The organism is Clostridium subterminale, assembly GCF_039521425.1.
Taxonomy (GTDB): domain Bacteria; phylum Bacillota; class Clostridia; order Clostridiales; family Clostridiaceae; genus Clostridium_J; species Clostridium_J subterminale.
On record NZ_BAAACI010000001.1, the window covers coordinates 32,780 to 47,475 of the forward strand.

A 14,696-nucleotide genomic window follows, 5' to 3' on the forward strand; every position below is an offset into this window, starting at 1 on the left:
AGATGAGAGTGTGAAATTCAGAATTGTTTCATTACCACCGTTTAAAGCTGCTTCATCAGGCGTTGATAAAAATTTTGATTTTTCTGCAGAAGGAATATTGGGAAAGTTTGATGCATATTTTTCTGATATTAAGCCATTACCACGAGATGACTTTATGCCACGAGATTTTTTATTTTTTGATCCTGTAGAACAAGGTATGGTTTGGTGGTGGGCGCTAAATGAGGACATGGATAGCGGTAGTAACGATGTAGTTGACTTTGATGGAGGATATTATCTTACTTACACATATAGAGATGGCGATGAAGAAATGAGTAGTAAATTGTATAATGAGGCTATAGAATACATTAATAAATCAGAATTATTTGAATTGGATGAACGCAATAACCATTATAGTATGGGACATATTATTACTCCTCAGGATATTATCAAGGCACAGGGATGGGCACAGATGGAAACATTTATACCAATTAAGCTAAGAACGGAACATGATAAATAAATATTAATTTATAGAAAAAATAGAAGAAAAGCAGTCAGTTGATGAACTGGCTGTTTTGTGTATTTACATATATAATTAAACTTTACATATTATTACTTAATATTTTCAGTTATAATTTAATCATATATTGTAGCTTCAATATATGATTAAAGCGGTTGGTTTGAAGAAAATATACAAGTAATTATTATAATTTTGTGGGGGGAAAAAAGAATGGATTTTATGAGTATTAGAAGAGAATCTGAAAGGCTTGTAATTAGACCAATGAGGGAAGATGATTTCAAAACTATTCTAGAAAGTTTGAAAGGTCAAGGTACACGACAAAATAAACACGAAGAAGAAATCGAATTAACAGACGTTTTTACAGAAGATTTCTGTAAAGAATATGTAGATACTTATATACAATATGCAAAAAGTGATAGGTTCTATGAGTTTAGAGTATTTAAAAAGGAAGATGGGAGTTATATCGGTGGAGTTATTATAAAAACTATTAAGCGAGGTCATTTTCAGTGGGCAGAAGTTGGGTATTGGCTACTCAACCAACATTGGGGTAAGGGTTATGGAAGTGAGATGGTGAAGGTTATGATTGATATAGCTTTTAAGGAACTTGGCTTTCATCGGCTAGAGGCACATATAAATTTGGATAACATAGCTTCTCAAAAGACAGCAGAAGCAGCGGGAATGAAGTTTGAGTGTATCCGAAAAGGATTTATTTTTGAATCTGATGCATGGACTGACAATATGATTTATGTCATAAATAACACAAATAATTATAACTACTAAGGTACTATATATAAATAGGTAAGGGGTTTAATAAAAGTTCTTATTTTAATTCTTGAGGACATTGGTATAGGTTGGCAAAGAAACAGCTGGAGCAGATAAATGTTGCATTCTATTAGAATGTGTTGAATATAAAAAAAGTCTACGTTATGCCTATCACGGTGAACTATACCATTAGGAATTTTCATAGCCAGTAGGAATTCAATTTTCCATTGATTTTTTAGTTTTTTGATAGTTGAAAACTCACAAAAGTATTATAATAGTCATTAAGAAACGTTGCCGTTGATATTACCAAGTAACGAATTTTATTATAAATTTTAAGGAGATGTTACAAATGGAACTAACCGAAATCATGGATGAACTAAAGTCTCTTGGGACAGAGCGTACGAAAAAAAATTACATGAGCAAAGGTGCGAAAGAGCCTGTTTTTGGAGTAACAATAAGCGCTATGAAGCCGATTTTTAAGAAAATAAAATACAACCAGCCTTTAGCAGAGCAGCTTTATGCATCAGGAAATTATGATGCCATGTATTTAGCCGGCATGATTGCTGAGCCAAAAAAAATGGTGGAAGAAGATTTTAACCGATGGATAGAAGGCGCTTATTTTCATATGATTTCAGACTACATTGTGGCAGTAACCCTTGCCGAAACAGATATTGCCTTTACCGTTTCCGACCGTTGGATCGATAGCGGTGAAGAATTAACAATGTCGGCTGGCTGGAGTTGCTATGATTGGCTATTAGGCACTCGCAAAGACAGTGAATTTGACAAGGACAAACTTTTAGCAATGCTCAATAGGGTAGGTGACACGATACACAACCAGCCAAACCGTACTAAATATGCCATGAACAATTTTATTATGTCCGTTGGAATTTCATATTTGCCCCTTCATGAAGAAGCAAAGAAAATTGCTCAAAAAGTAGGAAAGGTAGATGTTTTTATGGGCAAAACCCTCTGCCAAACAAATGTTGCAACAGAATATATTCAAAATGCAGTTGATAAAGGAAGACTAGGCTTTAAACGTAAACATGTAAGATGTTAAAGTATGGTACCATACATAGAAGTTATCCAGTTGTTAATAAGAACAGAAAAACCAAGTTGGTGCTGTAATGGTGAAGCGTATCTTTGGAGAAACAAAATAAATAAAGAAATCTAAGAGATTAAAAGTTAATAAATTATCGAGTGTAATTAGATTAAAAGCATAAAGAGTAGAATTTAGAATAAATATAAATTCTACTCTTTATAGTATTCATACATGCTTTTAGGTACATCATGCATAATTTCAGTAATTATTTTAACAATTTCTTCTGGAGTTTCTTTCATATCTGTTTTTATCCAATCATTAATTAGACTAGTTTGAAATCCTATTGCATAATGTACTGGAATTTTCAGTCTCTTTATATCCATATTATCGTAAATTGTCTCTTTCATTGTTTCATTCAATTTGTAGTAAAAAGATGGATCACCGCTTTCGCTCATTATTAATTTAAAGAATTGCTTATTTTCTTTAACGTAGTTATAAATATTAAGCAAAATTAAATAAGGGTTTCCATTAAAAAGACCGTTTTTTACCATTTATTCTACGGGTAAATCAACAGCAATATTTTTAAGTCCATTTAAAGTTTCATTTTCTATTTTATCTAGCAAATTATATTTATCTTGATAATGTAAGTAAAATGTAGTTCTAATTATCTTGAGACATTTAAGTTCATAAATAAAAAAATAGAAGAAATAGCAGCGAAAATTATTAAAAAACAAGTTTTTAATTATGAGAAAAGTCCTTATATAATAGATAGACCATTTACTAATCTTTCAGAAAAAAGAGTTGAACAATTGCATTTTAAGGATGTTAACTTTAAAGTTGATGAAAAACGTATTAATTTAATACTATAAGAAGTAGTAGCATCGGATTGCATATGGAGCTACTATTTCTTACTCTAATTATACATTAAGATTTTAGCAATTCTAAAATAACTTCAATACTTAGCAGACTAAAGCTATTTAGTGGATTTTGGAGAGTATTAAGAGCATAATTTAAGAGTATTAAGAGTATAATTTAATTGTTAGAACATATTAAAGGCTATATAATTAACAATAAAGGAATATTAATTGTAATATTTAAGGCATAGAATGGGGAAATATGATGATTGAATATGGTAAATTGATACGAGAAATACGTTTAGATAAAGGATTAAGTCAAAAGGAAGTATATACTGGGATTTTGTCTAAGTCTTATTCAATTGAATTTGAGAAGGGAAAGCATGAAATACCAGTATCTATTTTTAGAGAAATATTAGTAAGAATTTCTATTAATCCAGATGAATTTTTTTTCTTATTAAAGAAGAGGGAGGTAACTGGTAGAGCTGGCTTCTGGCAAAGATTTGCTATAGCATGTAATGAAAATAGTATAGATTTACTACGTGATTTATATCAAGAAGAGTATGAAAAGGATACGAATTTAGCGAAAATAAAGGCTGCAGTAGCACATTCGAGATTAGATTTAACTAGTCATTTTTTTGAAACTAAAACATTCGACTATAAAGTTATTTCTAATGAAGACAAGAAGATCATATACGATTATTTAATGAGCGTTCAAACTTGGACACTTTATGAAATTCAATTATTTACAAATACAATTCAGTATTATAATTTCAACCAACAATATATTTGTTACAAAGAAGCGATAAAATCTTTGGAGATATATGAGGACTATAGTAGAGGGAAAAGCGTATTCCAGGTGTTATTACTAAATATTTCTGAGGTGTTTATTGAAAGGAAACATTTTGTTGAAGCTACAGAAACATTAAAGAAGTTAAGAGAAATTAATAAAGATATTGAGGGAGCTATGACTAGAATTATAGGAGATTTTTTATCTTCTGCAATTGTAATGATGACAAAAAATTTAAGACTTGGATTTGAAAAATGCAAGCATGAAATAGATATATTAAATGAATTAGGATATACATCAATTGCAGAAACGTATGAATCATTACTAATAAGATGGAGGAAGGGACTGAAATAATCAAAATTGTTATCTCAGGCTTCTTTTCTATCTTAATATTATTCATGCTAGAATAAGATTTATAAATAACCATACTTTTATTAATTTTATTATAGGCAAGTAGTATTTTCATTTAAGTCTTAAATATAGGACCAAAAATAAAATGAGGCAAATTTGATATAGAATAACGTTGTAGCTATTAGATTTATATTTTCTTCATTGACATAATTTATAATTCATTAAGGAAAATGATTGAATGAAATTCTATAGAAGTCTTGTTACAAAAAGCGTATATTAATTAAAAAAATTTTAGCCTAGCTACAGTTAAACAAAAAAGGAGTGGTTATATGAATTTACCATTAAATAATTTAATGGAATTAACAAAACAGCAAAGAAAAGGGGGGATTTGGAAGGTACTATTAGGTATTATATTCATTTTCTTCATTCAGATATTATTTGTTACGCCGTTATCAGAAATGACTAAAAATGGCTCTACCCTAATAAGTGAATTATATACATTGTTTCTTAATATTCCAGTGATTCTATTTATGTTAGGATACTCTAAGGTAGTTGAAAAACGTAAAGTTAACTCATTTGGATTCACAAAGAAAGGAATAGTAAAAAATTATTCTTTTGGTTTATTAATTGGACTTATATTTTTGATTGGAATTTTTATAATAAACTATATTACTGGCTCAGTAACAGTTACCTCAAACTTAAGTCAAACAAATTGGACTTTCATTATTATTGGTTTTATTGGATTTATTGCCCAAGGTCTTATGGAGGAGGTTGTTTGTAGAGGATTCATCATGAATTCTATTTCTTCAAAGTATGGAGTTCTTGCTGGAATTATTGTTAATTCATTATTATTTTCAACATTTCATTTACTTAATGATGGTGTAACTATAATTGCAGTTATTAATTTAACTTTAGCTGGACTAGTTTTTTCAATTCTCTATTATGCTACAGAAAATATATATCTAGTTGGTGGGTTACATACTATTTGGAACTTTATGTTGGGGCCAGTATTTGGAATAGAGATTAGTGGGATTATACCTTTCTCATCTATACTAAAGACAGTAGGAGTTGAAGGAGATAACTTAATTCATGGTGGAAGTTTCGGATTTGAAGGCGGTATTGCAACTACAATTATGATTATTATATTAACTGCATTTTCTTTCAATTTATTGAAGAAAAGATTAAGTAAGTTAAAAAACAATTAAATTGATTATGAAATTGTGAAATTATTCAGTTTATTGAAATTAAATTTAATATTTTAAGAAATAGTAGTTCTAATATTTATAAGGGACTGCTATTATTCTTTATTATATTTTGTAAATTAGGGAAAATAGAAAAAAGAATAGACATTAAAAATTGCTATAAAACCAGCTTGTTTGGATTATATCCTTCTGATGCATCTTGATTGTGATCATGTCAATTGTCTTAGATTGGTGAAATTTGGAGTAAAAAGATGATATAATATGTTCTAGAAAAAAACTATTGTGACTAAGATACGTTATCAGAAGTATTTGTGGAAGAATGTTAAGCTAGAAAGTATTGATTGGAATGGAAAAGAAGAATCTTTTTAAAAATCTTTTTATTTATTTGGGGACGGTAGTGTTCAGACAAAAGAAAGACAATATAGATAATAACTCAGCTCATTTATCCTGGGAAGTCCCAAAAGATACCTATATTCCAGCTTATATTATAAATTTACCAACTTCAGGGATTAATATTACAAGAAATAGCAAATTGGTATTTTCATTAGCAGATGGTGATAATAATAATGATAAGCTAATAGATTTAAGTATAAAAGTATATGATAAAAGTGGTAATACTGCTGAATTACCAATAAGTTATTTTCAACCATTACAAAACACATTAAAAACAAGAATTTTAAAAATCCCATTTAATAGCCTTAGTCCAGATAGTGAAGCTATATTTCAAAGATATATTTTTAGTTTAAATGACTTCAAAAAGGTTAATTCAAAATTTACTCCAGAAGAACTTGAAAGGATAGATTTTGTATTTAATAAAACTAAAAAGGGTAGTGTGCTTTTGGATGATGTAGGAATTGATTAGATTAGTTGTTTTTTCTTTATACACAAGTTTAGAATTTTTATAGCGAACTGTAGCATAAGCAACATAGACTTTATTAAAATTAGCATGATAGGATGGGAAATTTAGATTAATATAAAATTAATAGATGTTATGCACATATAAATATATAATGGGATTGTCTCAAAATAAAAATGATTTTAGAATGAGATAGTCCCATTATTTTTAAAACAATATGTTAGTGGAAATAATAAATTAGACTGAATAAGAAATGACCTATTTCTAAGTGAAACTTTAAAAACATATAAAGGATATGGTTACTTTATTTTATTGACATAATGTAATAAAATTGGTATGGTATTACCAGTGGTAATTACCATTGGTAATGAAAGAGGGAGAGTAAATTGAAAAACAATAAAAAACATGTAAGTAAGGAAATTATTTTAGAAGCTACATTAAGCTTGATTGACAAAAATGAAGGAATAAAGAATGTAACCTTAAGAGATATTGCTAAAAAGATTGGGTGTGCTCATACAAATTTATATAATTATTTTAGCAGTCTGGACGAAATATTTTGGGAATCACTTGGTCAGGTGCTTCTTATGATGATGGATTATTCCAGCAAGGGCTTAAGTAATGAGAAAGATGATGAAGGAAGATTTTTCTTGATTTTATCCAATTTAATTGATTTTTCTATGGAACATCCTGGATGGTATAAATTTATATGGTTTGAGTCTATAGGTGGAAATCCTTCTCCTGAAGTTACTAAAATATTGCATAAACCAGGAGAGGGTTTTTCAGAATTTATAAAAGCCGGTAATAATAACATTTCAAATGAAAAAGCAAATTTAATTGGCGATATGTTACATAGCTATTTACATGGTGAATTGTGTAAGTGGATTAATAGTCGAAGTTTTATAAGCAAAAGGGAGGAAACCAAAACAATGATTCTTTCGAATCTAAAACACCTATATAAACTACTAATTCAATAATGTAAATAATAAACTTTGATATTTTAAAAGGTTTAAGGGGGATGTTTATACGTGTTAGGAAAATTAATTTCTAAAATTTGTCCCATATTCATGGTTCCTGAAAATAATCCAGTTAACGAAGAAAAGTATTTAGGTGATAAAAAGAACAATCCTTCAATTTATGAGACAGGTAATAATAAATATATTTATCCATTAATTAAATTTAAAGATGAGCAAGTGATAATTGAGAAGCTTTGTTTAATTGATTTTCAAGGAGATACTACTTATAAAGCCATAGAATTACAGCAAGTGAAACAAGAAAGTTTCATACATTACATTGTACTTATGGGAAGGCAGGATGGTGAATCAGACATTTACTATACAAAGGGACTGAAAATTGATGGGGATAGGTATAAATCATTACTGAATAAAATAACTATACATGAAGTTGATTCTATGAAGGTGCAGTTTGATGTAACTGAAAAAGGGCTAGATGCATATCTATCTTTAAGAGATAGGAAAAAGAGAATTGTAGAGTTTAAAATAAAAGAGAATAAGAATAAACTAGATAGTTTTGGACTTATAGCACCTGTAGGTATTATGAGTGAAAGCCCAGATAAATTTCCTATCATATATTTAAAAAAGTTTAATATGGTAGAACAAAAGCACACCGATATATATGTAAAGATAGATGGAAAGAGTCTAAAGCCCATTAAACTTTTTCCTTTGTGTAATTTTAAAAAGGTTTATTTGGCTAGGTATTCTTATTTTAATAATATTAAAGAGTTGAATAATGATTATACAGGTATTATGAAACCAGTAGAATTTACTAAAGATGTAGATGAAATAAATATAGATAATTGTATTTATTCAATTAACATAAACAATGCACATCCTGAAATAAAGTTCGTAAAAAAAATTGAAAACAATAGTGAAATTAAAATAACTTTTTCTCCACCTATTCCTGACATTATTTCATTAAAGGATAATACAGAAATACTAGGACATTTTTCAGCATCTGTTGATGAGGTTAATGGTATTATGGGTGGCATATATTTGGTAAAGAAAAATAATGATTCAATTAACCTTAAAATTAACCCTCAAAAGGGTTGGCAACCAATGCCTGGTAAGCTGTGGATGAAAACTTACTTATGGAATTGTGATATAAAAATTGTAGATGATATATTACAAGTAGAATCAAAGTGGAACCGTATAAAATAGTTTAAAGTTATACATGAAACTCTCCATAATACATTTCTGTGTTATGGAGGGTTATTTTATCTACTTCATAGTGGCGGCCATCTTCCCAAATCATTTCTCTAGGTTTTAATACACCTTCCTTTGTAAGCTCTGCTAAAACATCTACATAAATATTTGTAATTTTTAAACTATATGGTATATAATTAAATAAATTGACAATTGAAAGAAGTGGGGAATTAGAGAGCAATTCAATTAATTTATATGGGGGGAAGCAAATGAATATTAAAATCGAAAAATGTATTAAAAATTCTTTTTCAGTAATAGGGAAAGAAGGTTCAACGAAAGAGGGAAACGGTTTTGTAAGTAAGCTATGGAAAAATGCCAATAACCACTTTGATGAGGTTGAGTTTCTAGCAAAGAAAGATGAAAAGGGAAATGTTTTAGGCGGCTGGGGGTTGATGAGTGATTTTTCAAGAAACTTTTACCCTTGGGAAGAGAATTTCACAAAAGGATTATATTTAGCAGGGATAGAAGTCATGGATGATGCTGAGGCACCTGATACTTGAATAAAGTGGACAGTTCCTACATTTGAATACCTATATATAAAAGTTGATAATGAATATGAAGAAGCCTTTTCTTATGTTTTAAATTATATGGACAATAATAATATTAAGTTAGCAGGTGCCGTATTTGAATACAATTGTCCAGAAGAAAATGGACAATTATATTTATTTTTCCCAATCAGAAGATTATAATTTTATTAAAGTTTCAATTAAGGGAATTCTTTTTAGGAGTTCCCTTAAAAAATGTAAGTAGGGAACTATTTAAATATAAAAATATGAACCTATTTAACTATAGAAATATACAACTATTTAAATAGTTGTTGTGGTCATGCGGATTTCAGGGATTTTCTAATTTTGAAGTTAGGATTAAGTATATCAAAATATACAAGCTAACAATTTGAAAGTATTGAAAAAAGTTAATATTTTAAAATGTTGCGTTACATAGAGGATTTAATTGTAATTACCTAAAACCATTTTTATAAGTAAAAATACTAGAATTGTTGGGATTGGATATTAGAATATTTGGCTTAATAAAGATAATTAAATAAAAAAGAATAAATACATAATAACTAAATATACAGCTTAAGTAAAAAATATATTTACATAAAAAATTATCCCTTATTGTAAAATAATTTATCTAATTTACAATAAGGGATAATTTTTAAATCTACGTATGAGAAAAAGATGTGGAATACCTCAATAGTAGCATCATGTTTGTAATATGAATATCTATATTTAATATATTTTTATTATAAAACTTAAATAAAAGGTACACATAATTTACAGTTATCTATAGGAGAATTAATAAGATTACATTCAACATCAAAGACATCCTTTATAAGTTTTTCATTTATAATCTCATCTTTAGGACCGTGAGCCAATATGTTTCCATTCTTTATAGCAACTATATTATCAGCATATTTTAATGCATGATTTATATCGTGAATAACCATTACTATGGTTCTATTTTCTTTTTCATTTAAATCTCTTAAAATATTTAAAATTTCTAACTGATACTTTATATCTAGATGATTCGTAGGCTCATCTAAAAGGATGATATCTGTATCTTGTGCCAAAGATAATGCAATCCAAGCCCTTTGTCTTTGACCACCAGATAGGTTATTTAAAGCCATATCCTTATCGTTTATAAGTCCAACCTTTTTTATGGCTTCTAAAACTAGATTTTCATCCTTTTTACTCCAAAATGATAATAAATTATGATAAGGGTACCTTCCTTGTTTCACCAAATCATAGACAGTTAAATCTTCTGGAGCATTACTACTTTGAGGAAGCATGGACATAAGCTTGGCAACTTCCTTTGAAGGCATTTTAAGGATATCTCTATCCTCCATGAGTATATCTCCATTTTTAGGTTTAAGTATTCTTGCTATGGCCTTTATTAATGTAGATTTTCCACATCCATTAGAGCCAATTAAGGCAGTAATTTTTCCTTTTTCTATATTTATATTAATATTATCTAATATAATTTTTTCATCATAACATAACTTTAAATTTTTTGCTTTTATCATTTCTATCATCCCCTTTTGTAGTTTCTTTTTTTAACTAAAAGGTATATAAAGTAAGGTGCTCCTATAAAAGCTGTAAATATACCTATAGGTAAATCCTGTGGATAAAATAACCACTTAGATACAAAATCAGCTAATAATGTTATTATTCCACCTATAAGTATTGAAAGTGGGATTACATTTTCAAACTTTGAATCTACCAATTTTCTTGCAATGTGAGGAGCTATTAAACCTACAAAAGATATACCTCCACCAATAGTTACAGCCCCCGCTGCTAATGCAGCAGAAATGCCTAGGAGTATTATCCTGCTTTTATGTAGCTTATTGCCAAGAACTATTACAACCTCATCTTCAAGCTGATGAAGATTTAAATCTTTAATAAATATTAATGTTAATGTAGCAAAAGTACTGAATATCACTATAATCAGTATGGCATGTGTCCAGTTAACACCATATATACTTCCTGTTATCCAAGTTGTGGCTTCTTTTATAAAAATTACTGGTCCATTTATTATAAGAATATTGGCTATGGCCTTAGCAATAGCAGAGACTCCAATTCCTATTATAATTAGTTTATTTGTTGAATAAGATTTTCCATTTATAAGCAAAATAGACATTAAAGCTATAAATGAAAATATAAAAGTAAATATAGGCATATATAATATAGATGTTGTTAATGAATTATTCTTAGGATTTATAAAAATAGTTAAAAATACTAATGCTCCAACAGAACCTCCATTAACGACACCTAATATATCAGGAGATGCTAAATCATTTTTAACAACTCCTTGAAGTATAGCTCCCGATAATGCTAAAGAGGCTCCAACAAAAAAGGCAACAAGAACTCTTGGTAACCTTATTTTCGTAACTAAAATAGATGAAAATCCTGCATCTATTCCCAATATACTCTTTAGTACATCTAGTGGACCTACCATAACTTCACCTAGGCATAATGAAAAAAACATCATTAAGATAGTAATCCACAGTAAAATTCCACTTAATTTAATAGCTTTTTTACTTATATTTATCATTGTCTGGCCCTCCTTTTTGCAATATATATAAAGAAAGGACCACCTATAAGTGCAGTTAAAGCACCAACTGGGACTTCTTTTGGATAAATTATAAATCTTGACATTATATCTGCAAGCAATAGTATAGATGCCCCTGTTAATATAGAAAATGGTATTAGCCATTTATAATCCGTTCCAATAAATTTATGTACTATATGTGGAGTTATAAGTCCAATGAAAGCTATCGGACCTGCTAAAGCCACAGATACACCAGATAAAATAGCAACTATAGTTATTATAACTATTTTAAAATATATAGTTTTCATACCCAATGATCTTGCCATTTCTTCTCCTAATGAAAATACATTAAGTTTTTTTCCAATAAGTAACGTAAATATCATTACTACTAATATTATCGGAATAAACTTAACAATTAGTTCTAATTTTTTCCCTTCAACAGAACCTGTCATCCAATAAATAACTTGCTCAAGTGCAGCCTCATTTTTATATAAAATACCTTGTGCTAAGGAAAAGAATAGTGCCCCTAAAGCAGTACCTCCTAATGTTAAGTCCATAGGTCTTATGTCACCTGAAAGACCTCCACATAATAAATAAACTAGTAGAGAAGATCCTAGTGCTCCTAGAAAGGCTAACCAGGCAAGCCCTAGTGAAGATATATTAGGAAAATATGTGAGAGCTATAACCAAAGTAAATACTGCTCCTGAATTTATACCTAATATACTTGGCGAGGCTAATTTATTTCTAGTCAATCCTTGAGTTAAAAGTCCAGACACTCCAAGAGCACCTCCAACTAGAAGAGAATTTAATGTTCTTGGAATTCTTGAAGTTCTTATAATTATATGTTCTTGAGAATTGTTAAAATTTTTATATGCATCTATTAAGGTATCATAAGATGTATGTATAAATCCTTTAGTAATACTTAAGTAGCATAATATAAGAGTGAATATTGTAAGTAATATAAGTAACATCCATTTACCCCCATTACTTTTAAGAATATTTTTCATATAGACTCCTCCATCTGTAGTAATTGAAAAAAGATATTGATTGTTATTGATAATCTTTCTCAAACATGATATCATAAGTGAGTACTAAAATCCATAACAAATAAATATTTAATTCTATGTCATTTACTAAATTATTTTTAGGGGGAATTATAAATGAAAAAAAAATTATTATCTGCAATTTTATCAAGTATGCTAATTGTAAGTTTATTTGTTGGTTGCTCTAATAAAACAGAAAACACATCAGAAAAAGCCACAGATTCTAAAACTATATCTACACAACATGCTATGGGAACTACAGAGATTCCTGAAAATCCAAAGAAAATTGTTATATTAACTAATGAAGGTCTAGAAGCTCTCCTTACTCTTGGTGTTAAACCAGTAGGAGCTATAACCGGTGTTACTGGTGATTGGTATGAACATACTAAGAGTGAACTTGCAGATGTTAAGGCTGTTGGTAAGGAAAGTGAACCAAATGTAGAAGCAATTGCTGCTTTAAAACCTGATTTAATAATTGGAAATAAAATGAGACATGAAAAAATATATGACCAATTAAGTGCAATAGCACCAACTGTTTATTCAGATACAATAAGAGGTGCATGGAAAGATAATTTTAAATTCTATGCTGAAGTTTTAAATAAAGAATCTGAAGGTGAGAAAGCTATACAAGCATATGAAAGTAAAGTTAATTATATAAAAGAAAATTATAGTGATAAATTAAATAATGAAATATCACTTGTAAGATTTATGGATGGAAAAACTAGAATATACCTTGGAGATACTTTTGCTGGAACTATTCTTAAAGAAATAGGATTTAAAAGACCAGCAGCTCAACAAGGAACAGAGTTCGTTAATGAAATTGGTAAGGAAAGATTAAATGAAGCTGATGGAGATGTGATGTTCTACTTTACTTATGAACTAGGAGATGGTAAAGGTCTTGCTAGAGAAGAAGAATGGTTAAATGATCCAATGTTTAAATCTCTAAATGTTGTAAAAAATAATAAAGCTTATAAAGTAGACGATACTATTTGGAATACAGCAGGTGGTATAAAAGCCGCTAATTTAATGCTTGATGATTTAACTAATGTGTTAAAAGAAGGAAAAATATAAAGTTAAGATTGTGGTAGACGTGGTAATTCCGTACGCCGGGATTTTGTGCGGGGTGAGTTGGGTAACTAACGGGTATACCGCGACCTATAACAGAAAATAAGGGTAGATTTTTATAAATCTACCCTTATTTTCTGTTACTTTAACACACTCATGGCACTTTCAGCACCACCAATATAAATATCATAGGATAAAATCACAAAAGTGTCAAGATATATTTTGAATAATTGAGAAAAATAGTAATTAAGGTTATGAGTGCTTTAAAATAGTATAGTAAAGCTCTTTTTAGAAATTTCATTATTTAATTATTTGTTATATAATAATCCAAAGGTTAATTCTATTGGACATACTTACCAATTTAAAATTTAACTATGGCGTTTATAAAACATACTTATTCCCATTTGTTTTGTAAATGCTGAAGAAGAATGAGGTTGAAAAAATATATAAGTTAATAGTCATATGAAATTAAATCTACATTGAAATTCATTAAAAGGAGAATCTTATATGAATATAAAAATACAAAACCAATGGAAAATAATAAAACAATTAGGGAAAATTTTTGAGGATAATGGAATACAATATCATTTTGATGGCTCTACAGCTGTATTCGCTCATGGTATAGAATTTGATATGGATGATATTGATATAGTATTTCCCTTTGATAAGGTAAATGAGATTAGAGAATTCTTCAATGAATATAAACCTAGCGAAATTGGAAGCATTCAAAACCTTGGACTTAAATACTTTCATTTTTATATAAATGATGAAAAGATACATTGTCTTTTTTATGAAGGCTCATATGAAAACTTTTCTGTTGAGGATGTAGAAGTAATTAAGGACGGTCAAAAAATTTGGGCCAAATCTTTGAATTTCTATTTAAGATATGCAAAAGAGGATGATGTATTAGTTACTCGTATTCATAAGCTATTAAATACTAAGTAAAATAAGTGGAAAGGTGGGGGAAA

15 protein-coding genes are annotated in these 14,696 nt (G+C 28.8%); 11 read left to right on the forward strand and 4 right to left on the reverse strand.

Annotation, left to right across the window (positions count from 1 at the left end; translation table 11 throughout):
• The first annotated feature begins 10 nt into the window (after positions 1-10).
• The 3 genes from ABDZ93_RS00215 to ABDZ93_RS00225 all read left to right on the forward strand — a co-directional run bounded on the left by ABDZ93_RS00215 (position 11) and on the right by ABDZ93_RS00225 (position 2,315).
• Positions 11-496 (forward strand): hypothetical protein, encoded by a 486-nt coding sequence (locus ABDZ93_RS00215; RefSeq protein WP_343822542.1) that lies wholly within the window; start codon positions 11-13, stop codon positions 494-496.
• A gap of 210 nt (positions 497-706) precedes the next feature.
• On the forward strand, positions 707-1,276 hold the full coding sequence (locus tag ABDZ93_RS00220; protein WP_343822544.1) for a GNAT family N-acetyltransferase: 570 nt from the start codon (positions 707-709) through the stop codon (positions 1,274-1,276).
• A gap of 331 nt (positions 1,277-1,607) precedes the next feature.
• The gene (locus ABDZ93_RS00225; RefSeq protein ID WP_343822546.1) at positions 1,608-2,315 is read left to right on the forward strand and encodes a DNA alkylation repair protein; all 708 of its coding nucleotides are present in this window, start codon (positions 1,608-1,610) and stop codon (positions 2,313-2,315) included.
• Between the two features lie 191 nt (positions 2,316-2,506).
• On the opposite strand, the gene ABDZ93_RS00230 is transcribed toward ABDZ93_RS00225, so the two are convergent.
• Positions 2,507-2,848 carry a TetR-like C-terminal domain-containing protein gene (locus tag ABDZ93_RS00230; RefSeq protein WP_343822548.1) on the reverse strand — a complete coding sequence of 114 codons (342 nt, stop codon included), beginning with the start codon at positions 2,846-2,848 and terminating at the stop codon, positions 2,507-2,509.
• 568 nt (positions 2,849-3,416) lie between these two features.
• On the opposite strand from ABDZ93_RS00230, the gene ABDZ93_RS00235 reads away from it, so the two are divergent.
• The 6 genes from ABDZ93_RS00235 (at position 3,417) to ABDZ93_RS00260 (ending at position 9,069) form a co-directional block, all read left to right on the forward strand.
• Positions 3,417-4,295 carry a helix-turn-helix domain-containing protein gene (locus ABDZ93_RS00235; protein ID WP_343822550.1) on the forward strand — a complete coding sequence of 293 codons (879 nt, stop codon included), beginning with the start codon at positions 3,417-3,419 and terminating at the stop codon, positions 4,293-4,295.
• Between the two features lie 326 nt (positions 4,296-4,621).
• Positions 4,622-5,497: a CPBP family intramembrane glutamic endopeptidase gene (locus tag ABDZ93_RS00240; RefSeq protein WP_343822552.1), complete on the forward strand. Its 876-nt coding sequence runs from the start codon at positions 4,622-4,624 to the stop codon at positions 5,495-5,497.
• 343 nt (positions 5,498-5,840) lie between these two features.
• Entirely contained in the window at positions 5,841-6,356 is a 516-nt protein-coding gene (locus tag ABDZ93_RS00245) for a hypothetical protein (protein ID WP_343822554.1), read from the forward strand.
• Between the two features lie 380 nt (positions 6,357-6,736).
• Positions 6,737-7,324 (forward strand): TetR/AcrR family transcriptional regulator, encoded by a 588-nt coding sequence (locus ABDZ93_RS00250; protein ID WP_343822556.1) that lies wholly within the window; start codon positions 6,737-6,739, stop codon positions 7,322-7,324.
• Between the two features lie 51 nt (positions 7,325-7,375).
• On the forward strand, positions 7,376-8,524 hold the full coding sequence (locus ABDZ93_RS00255; RefSeq protein WP_343822558.1) for a hypothetical protein: 1,149 nt from the start codon (positions 7,376-7,378) through the stop codon (positions 8,522-8,524).
• A 254-nt stretch (positions 8,525-8,778) separates the two neighbouring features.
• Positions 8,779-9,069 carry a GyrI-like domain-containing protein gene (locus ABDZ93_RS00260; protein ID WP_343822559.1) on the forward strand — a complete coding sequence of 97 codons (291 nt, stop codon included), beginning with the start codon at positions 8,779-8,781 and terminating at the stop codon, positions 9,067-9,069.
• Between the two features lie 755 nt (positions 9,070-9,824).
• Here ABDZ93_RS00260 and ABDZ93_RS00265 read toward each other — a convergent pair.
• The 3 genes from ABDZ93_RS00265 to ABDZ93_RS00275 are packed head-to-tail and all read right to left on the reverse strand — an operon-like array spanning position 9,825 to position 12,627.
• Complete coding sequence (locus ABDZ93_RS00265; RefSeq protein ID WP_343822560.1) at positions 9,825-10,595, reverse strand: ABC transporter ATP-binding protein; 771 nt, start codon at positions 10,593-10,595, stop codon at positions 9,825-9,827.
• Positions 10,596-10,600: 5 nt separating this feature from the next.
• Positions 10,601-11,623: a FecCD family ABC transporter permease gene (locus tag ABDZ93_RS00270; protein ID WP_343822562.1), complete on the reverse strand. Its 1,023-nt coding sequence runs from the start codon at positions 11,621-11,623 to the stop codon at positions 10,601-10,603.
• On the reverse strand, positions 11,620-12,627 hold the full coding sequence (locus tag ABDZ93_RS00275) for a FecCD family ABC transporter permease (RefSeq protein ID WP_343822564.1): 1,008 nt from the start codon (positions 12,625-12,627) through the stop codon (positions 11,620-11,622). Before ABDZ93_RS00275 ends, ABDZ93_RS00270 begins: the two co-directional genes overlap by 4 nt.
• A gap of 153 nt (positions 12,628-12,780) precedes the next feature.
• Here ABDZ93_RS00275 and ABDZ93_RS00280 point away from each other — a divergent pair, with 153 nt between their 5' ends.
• Together ABDZ93_RS00280 and ABDZ93_RS00285 are read left to right on the forward strand one after the other, a co-directional pair.
• On the forward strand, positions 12,781-13,734 hold the full coding sequence (locus tag ABDZ93_RS00280; protein ID WP_343822566.1) for an ABC transporter substrate-binding protein: 954 nt from the start codon (positions 12,781-12,783) through the stop codon (positions 13,732-13,734).
• Between the two features lie 501 nt (positions 13,735-14,235).
• Entirely contained in the window at positions 14,236-14,673 is a 438-nt protein-coding gene (locus ABDZ93_RS00285; protein WP_343822568.1) for a hypothetical protein, read from the forward strand.
• The last annotated feature ends 23 nt before the right edge of the window (positions 14,674-14,696 follow it).

Coding starts and splice junctions, on each gene's coding strand:
- ABDZ93_RS00220 (WP_343822544.1), top strand. CDS start 707: ATGGATTTTATGAGTATTAGAAGAGAATCTGAAAGGCTTGTAATTAGA.
- ABDZ93_RS00225 (WP_343822546.1), top strand. CDS start 1,608: ATGGAACTAACCGAAATCATGGATGAACTAAAGTCTCTTGGGACAGAG.
- ABDZ93_RS00230 (WP_343822548.1), bottom strand. CDS start 2,848: ATGGTAAAAAACGGTCTTTTTAATGGAAACCCTTATTTAATTTTGCTT.
- ABDZ93_RS00235 (WP_343822550.1), top strand. CDS start 3,417: ATGATTGAATATGGTAAATTGATACGAGAAATACGTTTAGATAAAGGA.
- ABDZ93_RS00240 (WP_343822552.1), top strand. CDS start 4,622: ATGAATTTACCATTAAATAATTTAATGGAATTAACAAAACAGCAAAGA.
- ABDZ93_RS00245 (WP_343822554.1), top strand. CDS start 5,841: ATGGAAAAGAAGAATCTTTTTAAAAATCTTTTTATTTATTTGGGGACG.
- ABDZ93_RS00260 (WP_343822559.1), top strand. CDS start 8,779: ATGAATATTAAAATCGAAAAATGTATTAAAAATTCTTTTTCAGTAATA.
- ABDZ93_RS00265 (WP_343822560.1), bottom strand. CDS start 10,595: ATGATAAAAGCAAAAAATTTAAAGTTATGTTATGATGAAAAAATTATA.
- ABDZ93_RS00270 (WP_343822562.1), bottom strand. CDS start 11,623: ATGATAAATATAAGTAAAAAAGCTATTAAATTAAGTGGAATTTTACTG.
- ABDZ93_RS00275 (WP_343822564.1), bottom strand. CDS start 12,627: ATGAAAAATATTCTTAAAAGTAATGGGGGTAAATGGATGTTACTTATA.
- ABDZ93_RS00280 (WP_343822566.1), top strand. CDS start 12,781: ATGAAAAAAAAATTATTATCTGCAATTTTATCAAGTATGCTAATTGTA.
- ABDZ93_RS00285 (WP_343822568.1), top strand. CDS start 14,236: ATGAATATAAAAATACAAAACCAATGGAAAATAATAAAACAATTAGGG.